10 protein-coding genes are annotated in these 18,175 nt (G+C 40.4%); 7 read left to right on the forward strand and 3 right to left on the reverse strand.

Annotated elements, in window-relative coordinates; translation table 11 throughout:
• Positions 1-346 precede the first annotated feature (346 nt).
• On the forward strand, positions 347-625 hold the full coding sequence (locus tag BLT91_RS31995; protein ID WP_175532520.1) for a hypothetical protein: 279 nt from the start codon (positions 347-349) through the stop codon (positions 623-625).
• 11 nt (positions 626-636) lie between these two features.
• On the opposite strand, the gene nrdF is transcribed toward BLT91_RS31995, so the two are convergent.
• Genes nrdF through nrdI form a run of 3 tightly spaced genes read right to left on the reverse strand, consistent with a single transcriptional unit; the run spans position 637 to position 4,081 of the window.
• Positions 637-1,629 carry a class 1b ribonucleoside-diphosphate reductase subunit beta gene (nrdF, locus tag BLT91_RS25130; protein ID WP_090826242.1) on the reverse strand — a complete coding sequence of 331 codons (993 nt, stop codon included), beginning with the start codon at positions 1,627-1,629 and terminating at the stop codon, positions 637-639.
• Positions 1,630-1,650: 21 nt separating this feature from the next.
• Entirely contained in the window at positions 1,651-3,735 is a 2,085-nt protein-coding gene (nrdE, locus tag BLT91_RS25135; RefSeq protein ID WP_090826245.1) for a class 1b ribonucleoside-diphosphate reductase subunit alpha, read from the reverse strand.
• Positions 3,722-4,081, reverse strand: a complete 360-nt coding sequence (gene nrdI / locus BLT91_RS25140) for a class Ib ribonucleoside-diphosphate reductase assembly flavoprotein NrdI (RefSeq protein ID WP_090826248.1) — start codon at positions 4,079-4,081, stop codon at positions 3,722-3,724. Before nrdI ends, nrdE begins: the two co-directional genes overlap by 14 nt.
• A gap of 1,302 nt (positions 4,082-5,383) precedes the next feature.
• Here nrdI and brxF point away from each other — a divergent pair.
• Genes brxF through BLT91_RS25170 form a run of 6 tightly spaced genes read left to right on the forward strand, consistent with a single transcriptional unit; the run spans position 5,384 to position 18,160 of the window.
• Entirely contained in the window at positions 5,384-5,842 is a 459-nt protein-coding gene (gene brxF, locus BLT91_RS25145) for a BREX-3 system P-loop-containing protein BrxF (RefSeq protein WP_090826251.1), read from the forward strand.
• Positions 5,843-5,863: 21 nt separating this feature from the next.
• Entirely contained in the window at positions 5,864-9,544 is a 3,681-nt protein-coding gene (locus BLT91_RS25150; protein WP_090826254.1) for a DUF6079 family protein, read from the forward strand.
• Entirely contained in the window at positions 9,537-12,287 is a 2,751-nt protein-coding gene (locus tag BLT91_RS25155) for a DNA methyltransferase (protein WP_090826257.1), read from the forward strand. Before BLT91_RS25150 ends, BLT91_RS25155 begins: the two co-directional genes overlap by 8 nt.
• 14 nt (positions 12,288-12,301) lie before the next feature.
• Positions 12,302-14,176 carry a BREX-3 system phosphatase PglZ gene (pglZ, locus tag BLT91_RS25160; RefSeq protein WP_090826261.1) on the forward strand — a complete coding sequence of 625 codons (1,875 nt, stop codon included), beginning with the start codon at positions 12,302-12,304 and terminating at the stop codon, positions 14,174-14,176.
• A gap of 9 nt (positions 14,177-14,185) precedes the next feature.
• A complete protein-coding gene (locus tag BLT91_RS25165) occupies positions 14,186-14,899 on the forward strand; it encodes a hypothetical protein (protein ID WP_141225082.1) in 714 nt (237 codons plus the stop codon).
• 51 nt (positions 14,900-14,950) lie between these two features.
• Entirely contained in the window at positions 14,951-18,160 is a 3,210-nt protein-coding gene (locus BLT91_RS25170; protein WP_090826268.1) for a DEAD/DEAH box helicase, read from the forward strand.
• Positions 18,161-18,175: the final 15 nt, after the last annotated feature.

The raw sequence follows: 18,175 nt of genomic DNA on the forward strand, positions 1-18,175 counted from the left end.
AGATGCTTGCTCTTTTCGTCAATCTTTTTCCGCTTCTGACTTTTTTAAAGTTAATTTCTTGTCAGCTTCGATACGTGTCGAAATGGAGAAATCCTTAAGTTTGGTATCAGGACATAATGTGCAAGAGAAGGCATGAATAATGTCAAGAGGGCTGAACGTTGCTCAAGATGGGAGCTCGGTTGACATACGAAGGAGCTCCGATTTGCAGGCGTAATAGTCTATACTGGAAGTAAAGTGGATGAGATGTTTTCTTGCTGACAGTTGAGTGAGACCCAAATCTTCATGAAGCAGATGAAGAAAGGTGGTGTATCCATGGTGCCATCCCCCCACCCCGAAACAACATATAATGCTATCTCCCCTATCCTATGTACAGGTCATCTCGTTTGACCGTGTCATCGCCTTTGTAGAAATAAATAGGCGCAAAGCCGTGCCAGATGTGGAGGAATCACATAGGATACATAGAGAGGCGAGGGCAGGAGTGTCTCTTTCTCAGATGGTGAAAACGGCTGCTGTTGCTCGGTGGACGGTGGACGCTTTCATTTGGGTACAGTCGCAGGCGAAGGGGGACCTTCGCTTGTATTCATTTCGCGCCTGTCCTAAAGGACGATTCTGCCGTTTATTTTGATTCACAACAGCTTAAAATACAAAATCATCGTCCGTCAAAGCCTCGACGTGAATCGTGCGCACGTACCCGTTCCCTTTTTTGGAGAAAAAGTCATGCTGCTTCGTCTTCGTACTCAAGCCATTCAATACGATCGGGTTGATTTCCTCTTCTGGGAACATCGGCTCAACGCCAAGATTCATGAACGCTTTATTTGCGTTGTAGCGCAGGAAGGACTTCACATCATCCGCTAGACCCAGTGGTCCGTATAAGCTATCTGTGTAGCCTTCCTCATTCGCGTGAAGCTCCTTCAGCAGTGCACACAATGTAGCATACGCTTCATCCTGCTCTGCAGGACTAAGCTCGGCGTAAACCTCTTGTGCCAACACGCCGATGTACAACCCGTGAATGCTCTCATCGCGCAAAATCAAGTCGATGATCTCGCCGCTGCTCGTCATTTTACCTTGACCAGCCAAATACAAAGGATAATAGAAACCGCTATAGAACAAATAGCTTTCTAGCAATACGGACGAAGCCATCGCGAGATACAGCTCTTTGGTCGTTGTAATATTTTCATAGTAATGTGAAATCTTATTCGCTTTAAACTGCAAGTGTGGATTGCTCTCCACCCACAGGAACAGCTCGTTGATCTCTTCTGTCGAAGATAATGTAGTAAAAATCGAACTATACGACTTGGCATGGATTTGCTCCATCATCCCCATGAAGCTCAGCACTGCTTTGCGCTGCAACCCATCGACATGCTCAAGAATCTTCGGCATCCCAACGCCGCCTTGCATCGTATCGAGCAAAGTTAGTCCACCAAGCACCTTCATGTATAGCTTACGCTCTACTTGGCTCAGTGTAATCCAGGACATTTTATCGTCAGACAGCGGAATTTCTTCATCTGTCCAGAATTGCATAATATTTTGATTCCAGAATGTTATCGTAAAATCGTCATCCGGACGGTTCCAATTCACCGCTTTTTTGACAATCGGTTTATTGACTGTTGGTGCACTAGCACTTGTCATGAATGGGTATCCCCTTCCTCATTATACCGAGCAGCTGACACATTCCTCAACGGATAGCTGATTGGTGCGTGTATAGTAAAGCGATTTGAGTCCTTTGTGTGCCGCATACAGGTATAATTTAGCAAGTTGTCTTGTAGAAACATCACTGTTTACGTGCAAAATAGTCGAAATCCCTTGGTCCACGTGCGTTTGTATCTCAGCAATAAGGTCAAGAATTTTGAATTGATCCATTTGATAAGCGGATTTATAGTAAAAGAAATTGTCTCGCGCCATGAAAGGCATCGGGTAGTACGTTGTTGAGTTTGCGTAAGTACGCGTCTCAATCGGTTCAACAATCGGCATCACACTGGAAGTTGAGTTCTGAATATACGAAATACTTTGCGTTGGCGCGATAGCCAGTCGGTACGCGTGGTACAAGCCATGCATCTGTACTTGCTCATACAGGGCGCTCCAATCGCTAGGAGATGGAACCGGCATACCTTCGAATAGTACTTTTACTTTATCAGTCACAGGACGGTAATCTATGGCTATATAGCGGTCAAAATAGTTCCCATTCGCATACTCGGACTGCTCAAATCCTTCAAAGGTTTGGCCTGATGCCTTGGCAATCTCCATACTTTTCTCGATGGAATAATAGTTCATCGCCGCGAAGAAGCTTCGTGCAAAATCCTTCGCTTCATCACTCTCATAGGCAATTTTGTTTTTGGATAAGTAGCCATGCAGATTCATAACACCGAGACCAACAGAGTGCAGCTCACGGTTCGCTTTGGCGACACCTGGTGCATTGCTAATCGTTGTCATATCTGTCACAGCCGTTAAGGCGATCATGCCTTCGTGAACGGTTTCGCGCAGCTTTTTACGATCCATCACATTGGCAATGTTCATGGACGCTAGGTTACAGCTGATATCGCGAAGAATCGTATCTTCTTGCCCATAATCCGTAATTTCTGATGTTTCTTGCAATTGGAAAATCTCCGTGCAGAGATTGGACATTTTGATCGTCCCAATCCCTTTGAGGGCGTGATCCTTATTCGCATTCGTGCGGTTCATCATATATGGATAGCCGGATTCCAGCTGTGTAGTCGCAATTTTGGTTAACATGTCGCGTGCACTCATGACAACCTTTTTCCTAACTTTCGGATTCGCTAACAGTTCATCGTACATCTCATCTAGATCTAGATCTTCCAAATGCTTCCCATAGGCTTGAAGGACTGTGTATGGTGCGAAAATATGTAGAGGCTTGTTCTCCTCCGCCAGTTTATAAAACTTATTCGGAACAATGAGTCCGATGGAAAGAGTTTTCAAACGGGATTTCTCATCCGCATTAATTTTCTTGCTGTCCAGGAACTCCATAACGTCCCAGCCAAAAATGTTATAATACGCTGCTCCTGAGCCTTTACGCTGACCCATTTGATCCGCATAGGAGAACGCATCTTCCATAAGCTTAAGAACGGGAATAATGCCTTTTGCCGCGCCTTCAACGCCTTTAATCGTTTCACCGCGCCCGCGTAACTTCGATAAATTCACGGCTACACCGCCGCCAATCTTGGAAAGCTGCATGCACGTTGCAAGTACATAATTGATGGAATTTAAGGAATCATCCATTTCGAGTAAGAAGCAAGAAACTAATTCGCCGCGGCGACTTTTACCTGCGTTCAAAAATGTCGGTGTTGCTGGTTGCAAGCGTTGCTCCATCATGGAAACCGCTAGAACACGCGCTGTTTCGACGTTGCCGCGTCCTAAGTATAAGGCTACGATCGCTACGCGATCAGGGAAATGCTCTAAATATGACTTCTTATCATCACTGCGCATTGCGTAATCCGTATAAAATTTCGAAGCCGCCATATAAGAAGCGAACTCGAATTGATTGTCATATGCCACTTGGTAGACGCTGTTTACTTCAGCTTCTGTGTAATTCTCATAAACGTTCTCGTAGAAATTATTATCGATCATGTAACGAACCTTCGAAGTGGTGTCGGGGAAAGTGAGGCTCTTACTGTGGACTTCTTGCATGAAGACTTCAACAGCTTCTTTATCCTTCTCTAATTGAAAAAAACCATCCGTACCGCGTTGCATTAATTCATTATTAAGTTCAATGTGCCGCAATTGCTTGTACCCCCTGAACGAATCGTTCTACATCATTTTTGGTGCCAGACAATTCAAATTTGGTTAAAACAGGAACGTCGTAAAGCTCTGAAATGGTATCTGCGCTTTTGGCGAAGCCGTCTCCCCAGTTGCGGTTACCGCTTGCTGCTACGCCTTGTAGACGGGAAGAATTCGTTTCTAGGAACGAAGCTACCTTGGGTGGAATTTGACCAAAACCGGTTGTATACGTTACAAGCACGAAAGGCTTATCCATTGTCATTGCATCCTCAATTTGTACAGCGGGCATTTGGAGCTTCGCAATAAATCGGCGAACATTTCCAGTCTTCGAATCGTAAGCAATCAACATAGCTTCCGTCTCCTATCCATCTCAATTCTCAACTTCAATCATTACTTGTGGTTACTCTATATGTAGTGTTTATTCGAATTCTAACGTCTGATATTCGTGGGTGAAGTGTACCCTTAATCGACAGCTTCTGCAATTCCTTTGCGACTCCGTAAGCGGTCAAAAAAAACTTAAAACCTGCAGTTTCACTTGATTTCTTGCACTATTTATGCTTTTGTCTAGCAATCTCACAATCTGCTTTTCATCACGACATCTAGTTGATAGATTTCAATTTATATCAATATATAGTGTTTGTCAACGAGCTGAATAACCTGTTTCTCCTCGTAAAACAGCTAAACCTAGACGGGGCGTGGCTCCATAGGTTTAGAAAAAATATTTTCGATTTTCACTTGATTTTTTTCGGAATTGTCGAACTGCCTAGGACGTTTATCCCTAGCTAAATCTAGTTTCAACTACCACCCAGGCAACTGTCTTTAAACCTTCTCAGAGACCCTCTACAGCCCTCCAAGCCCTTCGGGCGATAACTCCTAGCCTCCAACAAAAAAGCTGTTCACGCGCACACGAGGGTGCCATGAATAGCTCAATTCATTTTCTCACAGCAAGAATGCAAAATCGGCCATAGATGAAATCGTTCAAGTCATTCTAGGAGATCCGGCAACAGCAGATAGAGTTAGCCGAGCCTATAATCTGCGTTGATTTATATTTAAAAGGCTACGAAGACTTCATTCTCTATGTTATCAAGCATCATCAACATCCCTATCACTGGGTTGAATTTTGTTTTTGATGACTCGGAAATGGTCAAAGAAGCATAGTGTGTTTTTGAAACTAATTTATGAAAATCGTGGGTTCGATTTATCAATTGTGGAGTCTAATAAATGTGAGGCACACTGTGTGGATATTTTAGAGTCTGATGCAGATACATATATTTACGGTTGGTTCTACTGTTTTTTTGTAAGGAAACTGGTGAACATGGGATATTTACATAGCAAGAATTGGAAGTTGAGCTTCGGTATTACGAGGAGAATAAAGAGGAATGTCAGGTTGTGATCATAAGCGGAAAATAAAACGGACGTGTAGGGCAGTTGTTATAGAAGTTCCAATATGGGCCGATTAACTTACGCTACTTGGGCTGTAGAAAGACATCGAATTACAAACGCATGTTTGCTGACAATAATATGTCAAATTTTTATTGTACAATCATAATTAGAATAATTGTCCATTGAAGGGATTAATATTTGAATTGTCGAATCTAGTACTTAAGGTTCATAATTTGAAATGAAATTAATGAATATTGGGAGAGAACAAATGACAGAATTGCAGGATTTACTTTCTTTGGAAATAGAGGCAACACGAAGCAAACGTAATAAAATGCTATATGTTGTCAGTAACCATGTATCACCAGATGAACTTGAGCAAGTCATCCAACAAATAGGGATCCCGGCGGTTCACGTATCCTTACTACTTTCAGAGCAATTACGAATGCTCCCACTCGAGAGGAGACCTTTTGAAGTTGGAAAAATACTTAGGTCTCTAGTCATGCGAGTGAATAACGATGTAATCTTTCTTAATCATATTGAGTATTTGTTTGATCGAGAATTGAAGCAAAACCCTATTAGGCTTTTTGAAAATTTGAGCGGGAATAAGATCATCATTATACGTTGGCCAGGTACAGTGGAGTGCGGTAGTTTAAAATATGCTACGCCTGAACATCATGAAAATTATCAGAGCGATAATTCGTATGCAAGTTATATAATCGAAATATAACATAAAGGAGTCTTAATACATATGAAGTATCGTGAGCTTGTTCAGTATGAACCTATTCGTTCAATCATTGAATTAAGAACTGCAGATGAGAGCATCATTGATAATTATGTAATTTCAAATCGTATGGCAGAAGTAATGAATGACATCATCATTGAGCAATTACAATTTGTTCGTCCTATTGATCATAAAGGAATCATGGTTGTCGGGAATTATGGAACAGGTAAATCACATCTGATGAGTGTTATAGCTGCATTAGCTGAATTTCCAGGTACAAGTGACCGACTACGAAATCAGGCGGTTGTAGCCAAAGCAAAAGAGATTGAAGGCAAGTTTAAGGTATTGCGTATTGAATTTGACGGCATTGATATGCCATTCCGTGAAGTGTTGTTTAGAGAAATGACATCGTACTTACAGAGCATCGGCGTTCAATACGAAATGCCCGAGCTGTCTCAAGTTCTTAGTAACAAAGACGAGCTCGTTAATTTAATGTCTGCGTTCCATGAAGTTTACCCAGATCAAGGGTTTATCTTAATTATTGACGAGTTATTGGATTACCTACGTAGTCGGAAAGAACAAGAACTCATGCTGGATCTTAACTTTCTTAGAGCTATGGGCGAAATAACACAGTCAACACGTTTTCGTTTCATGACAGGCGTACAAGAAATGCTATTTGATAATCCGCGATTTGCTTTTGTAGCGGAGCAATTAAGAAGGGTAAAGGAACGAACAGTACAAGCAATTATTGCTCGTGAAGATATAGAATATGTTGTTTCGCAGCGTCTGCTTAAGAAGAACGATGCACAGAAAGCTTATATTCGCGAGCATCTACAAAAATTCGCTCCATTGTATGATAAGTTGGGAGAGCAGCTTGAAAAGCACGTTGAGATGTTTCCTATTCATCCCGCCTATTTATCTGCGTTCCAGAAAGTCAAGATTGCGGAGAAACGCGTAGCTCTTACCACCGTTAGTGATGAGATCGATAAGCTTCTTGACATAGAAGTTCCTACGGAAAGTCCAGGAGTTGTCTCCTATGATAACTATTGGACCTATATTCAGTCTGACAGTACGCTGCGTTCAGATCCAGATGTTCGAGAAGTGATGGAGAAAGCGGATGTATTGTTAGATCGCATCGAATTTTCATTTCAAAAACCGACCTACAAACCGATGGCTAAGCGTATTGTTCAAGCATTATCTGTTTTCCGACTTACAACAGACGATCTACGTGTTCGAATTGGAATGACACCAATAGAAATGCGGGATCAGTTATTTTTATTTGATAAAAATTGTGATATGGATGTAGAGTTTCTGGATGCTACTGTTGAGTCCACATTGAAGGAAATATTGAAGTCTGTTAGCTATCAATTCATATCTACGAATCAGGAAAATGGTCAATATTATCTTGATCTAGACAAGGATGTTCCTGTAGATGATCATATTTCTAGCAAAGCAGAAACTCTAAGTGGAGAGCAATTAGACCGTTACTATTTCCAAGTATTAGAGCGAGTACTTGAGTGTTCACCTACTACTTATGTTACTGGTTATCGCATCTGGCATCATGAGCTTGATTGGTACAATCATAAAGCGACTAGACCGGGCTATCTATTCTTTGGAGCACCTAACGAACGTTCAACGGCTCAGCCGGAGCGGGATTTTTATATCTATTTCCTTCAAGCATTCGATACTCCCAAGTTCAAGGATGAGAAGAAGCTAGACGAAGTATTCTTTGTGTTGGATACCAAAGATCAAGCACTGTATCACAATTTGAAACAATATGCCGGAGCTAAAGAAATGGCAATAACCGCTTCGACTGCTACGAAGAATTTATATGAGGAGAAAGCAAACCAATATATCAAAGAACTGACGACATGGTTTAAAGTAAACATGCCAAACGCATATAAGATGACTTATAAAGGGATTACGAAAAAGTTGGTAGATTGGAGTTTTACAGCACCGGCGCAAGCTTCTGTTCGTGAAATTGTGGATACCGCTGCAGATGATTGCTTGACAGATTGGTTTGAAGAGAAGTACTCGGATTATCCAGTATTCCGGACTGATAAGACCTGTATTAAATGGGATGTGATGAAGACCACCTATATCCCTGAAGCACTAAGTTCTATTAACTCAGCGAATAAAACCAAAACAGCGAGGGCGCTGTTAGACGGACTTGTATTGTTGGATGGTGACAAATTAAATGTTCAAAAATCAGGATATGCATCTTGGATCCTGCAACTTATTAGCGCCAAAGATCATAGTCAGGTTGTAAATGCATCCGAAATATTACACATTGACCGTATCGCAGGCGGAATAGAAGTTAAGCGAACGATCGAGTATAAATTAGAACCGGAACTCTTAGCGGTACTATTAGTGGCACTAGTTTATAGCGGAGATATTGTCATTACCATTAACGGTACTACTTATGATTCAATAAAGCTAGATGAACTAATTCGTCTCAAAGCGGATGGAATCATTGAGTTTAGTCATATTAAGAAGCCGTCTGACTTGCCATTAGTAGAATTGCGAGCATTATTTGATCTCTTCAATATTAGTCATGGATTGCTTCAGCCTCAATCCCAAACTACTGGGGTCGCACAGTTGCAAGTGGAAGTTGATAAGCTGTTGAAAGAGATTGTAAAGCTAGAGCAGGATATTAAGACTGGAATTCCAACGTGGGATTTGCCACTGTTACCTGAAGCTCAGATTAGAGAGAATCAACAGAAACTACGGAAGCTTAATGAGTTCCTTCAGAGTCTTAATGTTTATAACACACCCGCGAGATTAAAGAACTTCAAATACTCCACAGCTGAAATTGGAGCCAAGCAAGAACATATTCAATTGGCTAAACGGTTAAGAAGATTAGAGCAAAAGGCTATCGATGTAACGCAAAAAGCCCAGTACATCGTCAATGCACTAAATCATGTTCAAGTGAAACATGAGTGGCATGTTAAGGCGGAAGGGGCATTGGAAGACATTCTCCAAGTCTTGAAAGCAGAGGAAGATTGCCAAAAGGAAATTCAAAGCCTACAGAAATTGAAAGAACAATATATCGATTTGTATTACTCGATGCATAGTAGTGCGCGGCTTGGTATTACGGATGAGAATAAGAAGGATCAACTGTTGAAAGATGGAAGGTATGCAACATTGCGTCAACTTACGAGTATTTCTATTTTACCATCAAGACAGTTGGAGGAATGGAAAACCAAGTTAGACCAGCTCAAGTTTTGCTGGAACCTTAAAAGAGATGACCTGGAGCATGCTGTAATTTGTCCTCATTGCCGCTTTCGTCCAAAAGATGAATCTTACGTTCAACAAGTTAATATTTCTAATATGGCTGAAGAACTTGAAGAATTAATTAAATCATGGACCGGAACAGTGATCAGCACACTTAGCGACGTAGAGATTAAAGACAGTATTATGTTATTGAGTAGCGATCAAAGACTATTGCTCGATCAATTCGTACAAGAAGGAAAGTTTTCCTCCCCTATTGATTTGAAATTAGTTCAGACATTGAAGGAATTGTTCGAAGGGATTCGTAAAGTCGAACTTACCGTGGATCAATTATTCCAGATGGCCGGGAACGGAAACCCGCTGACAGTTGATGAATTGCGAAATCGATTCGAGACACTAGTCAGAGATTATGTAGGATCTAGTCACGGAAATAGAGTCAGGATTTTGTTACAGAAAGGTGATAAACCAAATGGCTGATAAAGTAGAACAACTTGAGTTTCAAAGCGAAGACAAAGCAACCCAAGCAGGTCCTGTGACCTGCTTGGGTATGACTTTTGAAAATGAAGAAGCTCGTCGCGCATATTTTACAGAAGAACTACGGAAGAAACTGCCGGAACTTAGAAAAATAGAAGGTTTTCCAATTGGTGTAGAAGAGGATATATTGACTTTGTCGGACCCTCCGTATTATACGGCATGTCCGAATCCTTGGATTTCTGAAATTATTGCTTTTTGGGAGTCAGAGAAGCCAAAATTCGGAGAAGGGGTCTTATATAAAAGAGAACCATTTGCTGCCGATGTAACTGAAGGGAAAAACCATCCAATTTATAATGCACATAGTTATCATACGAAGGTGCCACATAAAGCAATTATGAAATATATTCTTCATTACACAGACCCTGGTGATATTGTATTTGATGGTTTTTGCGGAACTGGCATGACAGCAGTAGCAGCAAGACAGTGTGGTTACTTAACAACAGATGAAATGGAAGAAATAAATCAAAGTGTCCCGAAAGCTAAGTTAGGAATTAGGAAGGCTTTGATTTCCGAACTCAGTCCAGCGGCCACGTTTATTGCTCAAGGATACAACTTAAAGTACGATGACCTAAAATTAAAGAATGAATCGGATCGAATTTTTGAAGTCGTAAACCATGCTTCCAGCTGGATGTACAAGACCAAACATTCAAATGGAGAACCCTGTGATGTTAATTACTATATTTGGAGTGACGTGTTTATATGTCCTGAATGTTCTGAAGAGCTCATCTTTTGGGATACTGCGATAGATCACCAAAAAGGTGAAGCTATGGATCTATTTTCTTGCCCCTATTGTAAAAAAAAGTTAATGAAAAAAGAACTTGAGAGAGCATGGAGTGTTTCGACAGATATGCTTCCTGACCGAATAGATCGATTACCCAAAAAGGTAATTGTTGAAATTAATTATTCATATGGAAAAAAAACCTTCAAAAAAAGGCCAGACGAATATGATTTGAAACTGTTGGAGGAAATCTCACATCTTCAAATAAATCATTGGTTTCCTACAAATAACATTCCAAATGGTGATAAGACAAACGAACCTAAAGGATTGGGCATTTCTTCAGTAGATCTTTTTTTTACCAAAAGAAATCTAATTTGCGCATCTAATATTTGGGATCAATGTAGAGAAAATAAGGAGAGATTTATCTTCACTTCTCTAATTATGAGACTATCTAAGTTAAGTAATCTCCATATATCGAATTATTTTAATGGGGGAGGGGGAGCTGCATCTGGCAACATGAAGGGGATGTTACACCCTCCAACAATTAGTCTGGAACAAAACCCATTGAAATTTTGGCCAATACGAACTAATGCTATAAGAAAAACATTAAGCTCGACATCTGAAACGGTTATTTCTACTGGATCGTCAACCGATCTAGACAATTTCCCTTCAAACTCTGTTGATTATATCTTTATAGATCCCCCGTTTGGGTCTAACTTGTCGTATTCTGATTTAAATGTAATATGGGAGGGGTGGCTTAAAGTTGAAACATCAACTTCAACTGAAGCCATAGTTAATAGAACGCAGCAAAAAGGGGTAAGCGAGTACCAAGAGCTTATCAGTAAATGTTTAAGTGAGTTTTATCGAATACTTAAACCTGGCCGCTGGATAACTGTTGAGTTTTCTAATACAAAAGCTTCTGTTTGGACATCACTTCAACAAGCGATTGAAAAAGCTGGCTTTATAGTTGCAAATGTAGCTGTCTTAGATAAAAAACAAGGTGGCTATAATGCGAATGTACATGCTGTTGCTGTGAAAAAGGATTTAGCAATATCAGCATACAAACCTACAAGTGAGATGGTAGATGCAATTATACAAACTCAAAACACTGAAGAGTCTGTATGGAGCTTTGTGGAAAAACATTTAGCACAGTTACCTGTATTTATTGGGTCTAAAGATTTTGCTGAGATTATTGTTGAACGTACACCTAGAGCATTATTTGATCGGATGGTAGCATATTTTGTACAACAAGGTATATTGGTACCTTTATCATCAGCTGAATTTCAATCAGGTGTGATACAGAGGTTTCCAATGAGAGATGGAATGGCTTTTCTTGTAGAGCAAGTGGCAGAGTATGATAAAAAACGTATTATTGGAAGAGAATTTACTCAACTCAGTCTATTCGTCTCTGATGAAAACAGTGCAATTGAATGGCTTCGTCAGCAATTGCTCAAGAAACCTCAAACGAGGCAGGAACTTCATCCAAACTTTATGAAGGGAATTCAACATATATCCAAACATGAAGTGTTACCAGAACTAGATGTTCTACTTGAGCAAAATTTTTTGAAGTACGATGGCGATGGAGATGTTCCAAGTCAAATTCATGCTTACCTAAGTTCGGATTATAAAGATTTGCGTAATTTACCTAAAAACAACCTGAATTTGAAAGAAAAAGCGATGGATCGATGGTATGTTCCAGATCCGAATAAGCAAGCGGATTTGGAGAAGTTACGTGAGAAGTCGTTGTTGAGAGAATTTAATCAATACGTCGAGGATCTATCTAACAATAAGAAGAAGCTTAAGCAATTCCGTACAGAAGCTATTCGTGTTGGGTTTTATAAGGCATGGAGCGAAAAGGATTATAATACTATCGTCTCCATCGGAAATCGACTGCCGGAAGCTATATTACAAGAGGACGAGAAACTTCTTCGATACTTTGATAATGCACAAACCAAGCTTGGGCTGTAAGGATGTGAATTATTTTGATTCATTGGCGTCAAAAGGTGCTTGATTTATTTCAAGCACCTTTCTCCCATTTAACACTGGTAAGCGATCCAGATCAACTACTAGACGATGAACTTATCGTTTCCAATCTTAAGGAACTTAAACTAATAAAGTTCCAAGATCGGGCTTCTTTTCGTTTTGAATATGAAAGCCAAAATAAGAAACCGGATCAAAGTGTAAATCTTATTGTTGTTAGTTATTCCGAAGACTTAGGAGATCTTCCATATGATCTATGGAGCACTGCTCAGAAGGTCGAGTTGAGGAAAAGTTGGTTATTTCCTGAACTTGCCGCTCATGTTGTTCGACAACTGGATACAAGGACATTGGATGTGTTATCTGGAGTAACTACGGAAGGGAATCTATCTTCCGAGCGGGCAACGATTGACTATATCTTAAGACATATATATGGATTGGCCTATGATTCTGTTTATTCTTTAACTGACTGTTTATTACTAATCATGCGTTGGCATGAGCTTAAGTGCGATATTCCAGATCTCATTAGACAATATTTGATTGAATTTCTGGATTTTCGTATAACAGATTTTCCGGTTCAAGAATGGATAACCTCTTATCACGCTTTTGTTCAGTATCTACAACAGGAATGGAATGGTTTTGTTGATGGAGAATTTCCGGAATCACATGTTTTCTGGGACCCTTATGTACGCTCAGTTATTGGCATGCTCTTCACTGAGGGAGTATTGTCACCGGTGTTAATTAAAAAGGATTCTTTCCCTAATATTTTCTTCTGGGGAATCTCTTACGATACTAAGCGGCATAAACAAGATATGATAAAAGGATTACAGCGGCAGTTGGAGACATTACTTGCTAATGCCAATGATCGACGAACTTGGATACAAATAGCCCGGCTTTATGGGAAAGCTAAATGCATCTCGTTAGAATTACAGATAGAGATAAACGACGGTGCTCTATTAGCTGAAATGGAGAGGAAAGTTGAGACGTGTTTTGAACAGTGGTTAACGGAACATTACGGGGCATTGGCAACGTTGACAGATCGAAATGCTCCGGTGATGGTACATAAAGCTGTTGAAGTGCTTCGACTGAAGGTAAAAGATAAAATAGCACTTATTGTCTGTGATGGGCTGAGCTTTGTTCAATGGGCCCAAATAGAGCAAGCATTGGATAATGATTTTCAATGTGAAGTCCATGGTTCATATGCCTGGATTCCTACATTAACCTCTGTATCAAGGCAGTCAATATTCTCTGGTGAAATGCCGCGGTTCTTTTATGATTCAATTAACACAACAGCTAAAGAGGAAAAGTTGTGGAAGACTGTTTGGGAAAGAAATGGTGTTCCCTCTGTCTATGTATCGTACGAACGTGGCTTGGGACAAGGAGCTTATGAACGATCTAATATTGCAACATTAACCAAATCAAAAACAAAAGTAGCGGGACTCATCGTCGATACGATAGATCAACTTACACATCATACAATCCAAGGTCAGTTAGGCATGCATGTAGCGATTGCCGTTTGGTTAAAACAAGGCTATCTGCAAGCTCTTCTTACAGATCTGATAGACCAAGGATTCGATGTATATCTTATCTCTGACCATGGTAACAAGGAAAGTAAAGGGGTGGGACGAGCCAATGACGGCAATCTGCCCGAAACTCGCGGGGAACGTGTAAGAGTGTATCGGGATGTTGTCTTAAGAGATCAAGCTGCAGTACAATATTCCAGTAAGCAATGGTCGGGTACTGGGTTGCCGGATGATTATCATGTTCTAATTGCCCAATCAGGAGAAGCATTTGTCCGAGAAGGAGAGATTGTAGTTAGTCATGGTGGTGCAAGCATAGAAGAGGTAATTGTTCCATTTGTCCACATTAAAAAAAGATAGTGTAGGTGTATGATGAAAAAAGCAGTTGGTTTCGATCAAAAAATTCAACTTCATCAGCTTGATCTTATTGCGAATGAAATTTCAAGAATGTCATCTAGAGATGCACTATATCAGCTGGTTGATGAACGCCTTATGGCAGATATAGGTGGCACTAAATCGCGTGCAAATGCACGTACAATCTTGTTTAAAATTTGGTTTTTAGTCTCAGACGAGCATATTGGTCTCCGTGATCGAGCATTGGCGTTGTTCCAAAGAGGAACCTCAGAAGAAAGGCTTGTTCTTCATTGGGGGATGTGTCTACTTGCATATCCTTTCTTTAAGGATACGACGGAGCAACTGGGGTATTTATTTCACTTGCAAGATGAAGTAACTAGTGAACAGATCGGTCGGAAGATGAAAGGCCTATATGGTGAACGAAGACGAGTTGAGGTGTCCGTTAACGCGGTGCTTAGCTCTCTTCGTTCTTGGGGTGTTCTTGAATTGGGGAAACGTAATACCCACACCAGAGCAGTGAAAATTAACATTTTATCGCCTGAAATGAAGAAATGGCTCGTACAAGTCATGCTTATCGTTACAGGCAAGACAGTAATAGAACTGAATCATCTTGCAGGAGAACCGTGCATTTTCCCTTTCGAATTGAGTGTATTGGAATCGGAACTTTACAGCGACCAGTTAGAGATTACTCGTCAAGGAATTGGACGACTAATGGTTGGGCTCAAATAAACTTTGTTGCGTGCGCCGCGGTATAGTCTTTTTGCAAAGTGGGTGATGAGTATGTTAATCAAAGGCGATATCGTACGTGCTCCACAATTTCCAGAAACGGTGGAGATCAATCAGGTAGATATGGTAGATGAGCATTTTGTTAATATTTCGGCAGTTGGTCGGGAATCTAATCAGTATTATGAGCTGATGATTGAACGGACCGATATTGAAAAGTTTAAAAAGCTAAATGAAAACCATGCATCAGAAATTGTAAACGCACAAGAACTGCAGTTATATCTACAATATTATATTTTCTCAATGGATACGAAGTATTCATCTAAGAGAGCTTTGGGAAATAGTAAATTGATTCCCCTTCCTCATCAGATTGAAGCTGTATATAGCCGTATGCTGCAGACCCCTCAAGTTCGATTTTTACTTGCGGATGATCCAGGAGCGGGAAAAACGATAATGTCAGGTATGCTCATTAAAGAAATGATGGCTCGTGATAGTATTCAAAGAGTGCTTATTTTAGTACCGCCACTTGTGCTAAAGCAATGGCAAGAGGAACTGAGTGAAAAATTCGGTGAGCATTTTTTTATTATAAATCGTTCAACCGTTAAGCAATATGCATCCGAAAATCCATTTCTAGAGCATGACTTATGTCTGGCTTCTGTTTACTGGGCAGCACGAGAAGATGTGAAAAGTATGTTAAGCGAAGCAGATTTCGATCTTGTTATCGTGGATGAGGCACACAAGATGGCTGCTTATACGCATGGTACCATTAATAAAAAGACATCAAAGACCAAGCTCTATCAGCTCGGTGAGCTTTTGTTGCGTCGTAGTGAGCATTGTATCCTTCTTACAGCAACCCCACATAAGGGAGATATGGAAAACTTCCGTCACTTGATGAAACTAGTTGATGGAGATATTTTCTCTAGTTTATCAGTCAATGAATCATTGAAAGAAAAAGCTAATCCATTCATTATTAGAAGATTGAAAGAGAACATTAAGAATTTTGACGGAACGCCTTTGTTTCCAAAACGCACAGTGAAGACAGTTCAATATGAACTTTCTCAGCCAGAGATTCAGTTATATCGAGATGTCACGGAATATGTACGACATTATTTTAATCGTGCCATTAATTCAGGAAGCAATAGTACTGCCTTTGCAATGATGTTGCTTCAACGAAGACTTAGTTCCTCCATCGCTGCTATTGATTTGTCTCTAAGACGCCGTAGGAAACGATTACAGAATTTATTAGAACTTACAGTAAAAGAACGTAAGAAATTCATGGAAAAAACAAAAGCGATCAACTTGGATGAATATTTTGAAGAAGCATTAGATTTGCAAGAAAAAATGGAGCAGCAGCTCGAACAATCCATAGATCTTGTGGATCCCGAAGAGCTTCAGATTGAGATTGACCAACTGTCTCGATTGATTAAGCAGACGGCTCTTCTTAAGTCCAATGCGATTGAACGGAAGTATGATGAGTTGGAGAGTACATTGTTTGGACTGAACGGATTGCTTAACCAAGGAGAGAAGCTCCTCCTGTTTACGGAATCTGCAGACACATTAGAATATTTAGAAAAAAGATTACTAGAAAGACTACCGAAGATAGCGAAGATAGTCGGTAAATTTTCGATGGATGAGCGCAGAAAACAAGTGGAGTTATTCCGAAATGAATGTCAGGTTATGATTGCAACAGATGCTGGTGGTGAATCAATCAATCTACAGTTCTGCAATCAGATGATTAATTACGATATCCCGTGGAATCCTAATAGATTAGAGCAACGTATGGGTAGAATTCATCGTATCGGTCAGAAAAATGATGTGGCAGTCTTTAATCTCGTTGCATCGAACACGCGAGAAGGCGATGTTATGATTCGTTTACTGGATAAGATGGAACGCATGCGTAGCGACCTTGGGTCGGATCTCGTGTATGATTTTATCGGTGAAATTTTTAATGGCGAAGATCACGATTTACCTTCACTCATGCAAGCGGCCATCTTAGAACGTGAAAACTTAGATGATTTGATGGCATCCATGGAAAAGACAATATCCGAAGAACACCAAAGACTACTTGAGTTTGTCAAACAAGAGCGTTTAGCTGAGGATGTATTTGATTTGCCCAAAATGAGACGTGAGCAGCACGACTTGGCTGTATCGAAGTTGTCACATCGGAGTTACGCTAACTTTACGGAACAGACACTAGTAAAGAGCAACATTCGGGTATACTCGTCTAATCAGGACAAAGTAAAGAGGATCGATCGAATGCCTAAGTATGTAAGAGACATATGCAGAATTCACCATTTTCCATACAGTCAAATGAACGAGGCGATTCGTTTTACGCCATATTCTGAGTATGGTGTTGACAATATAATACTGCTCTCTGATGATCACCCTTTATTTCGTCTGGGTATGTTATTAGCTCAGAGAGAGCAGGAAAAATTGACAGCTCAGCGGTTTATGGTTTCTTATTCCATTCAAGAACTGATGACTGTTGACGTCTATTTAGTCAATGTTGTAGATGGAACCGGTAATGAATTGGATGGTGAAATCGCCTTTGTCGCCAAAAGAGAAGATGGTTCGGTGATAAAGCTTGATAATTATTGGCTTTTTCATCAGGATTTTATTGGAGAACCTATAGTTCTAGAAGTTGTCGAAGACAAATCTATACGCTCTATGGCAATTCAAGAAGCAATAGCGATTAGAGATCGTGCAAAGTCAAGACGTGAACGATACTTAAATCGCGTCCTCCAGTACCTCGATCAAACATTCACAAAACAGATGAATGAGCTTATGGACCGAAGAACGGAGTATGAACGAGATAATCACGATAATCGAAATAGCGCATTAATAAATCAACTGGACGCAAATCTAATGGATATTGAATTGCGTAAAGAAAGTCGTTTAACGCAGGTTGAACGACAGAAGAATATTACAATGAGGCCGCCGAAGCGAATCATGCAGCTAGAAGTCGTTCCTAGAGGGAAAACGGAAAGAGTTCTCTCGGTGGATTATAAAGATATCGTAGAGGTTTATGAGCGTCAACATGGCCGAAGTAATGTGAAAATGTTCGATCAACTAGCAAGGGTTGATTTCTATAGTGAGCGCTTTAATGGCGAGCCCCGGTATATTATCTTAACTGATAATAAAGATTTCTTTCCGTCGGAAGCTTATTTGGAGGATCTAGCGGACATTGCTGAGCACACGGTTGTTTATTGTATACAGAATCATATGATTGTGGACGAGCAAAGACTGGCTCGACATACACTTGTCTAATCCCATGTTTGTGAT

Origin of the sequence: Paenibacillus sp. yr247, from assembly GCF_900103825.1 — a bacterium.
Classification (GTDB): Bacteria; Bacillota; Bacilli; order Paenibacillales; family NBRC-103111; genus Paenibacillus_E.

Excerpts from the sequence above, each read along its gene's own strand:
- BLT91_RS25155 (WP_090826257.1), top strand. The coding sequence starts at position 9,537 with ATGGCTGATAAAGTAGAACAACTTGAGTTTCAAAGCGAAGACAAAGCA.
- nrdF (WP_090826242.1), bottom strand. The coding sequence starts at position 1,629 with ATGACAAGTGCTAGTGCACCAACAGTCAATAAACCGATTGTCAAAAAA.
- nrdI (WP_090826248.1), bottom strand. The coding sequence starts at position 4,081 with ATGTTGATTGCTTACGATTCGAAGACTGGAAATGTTCGCCGATTTATT.
- BLT91_RS25170 (WP_090826268.1), top strand. The coding sequence starts at position 14,951 with ATGTTAATCAAAGGCGATATCGTACGTGCTCCACAATTTCCAGAAACG.
- BLT91_RS31995 (WP_175532520.1), top strand. The coding sequence starts at position 347 with ATGCTATCTCCCCTATCCTATGTACAGGTCATCTCGTTTGACCGTGTC.
- BLT91_RS25150 (WP_090826254.1), top strand. The coding sequence starts at position 5,864 with ATGAAGTATCGTGAGCTTGTTCAGTATGAACCTATTCGTTCAATCATT.
- brxF (WP_090826251.1), top strand. The coding sequence starts at position 5,384 with ATGACAGAATTGCAGGATTTACTTTCTTTGGAAATAGAGGCAACACGA.
- BLT91_RS25165 (WP_141225082.1), top strand. The coding sequence starts at position 14,186 with ATGATGAAAAAAGCAGTTGGTTTCGATCAAAAAATTCAACTTCATCAG.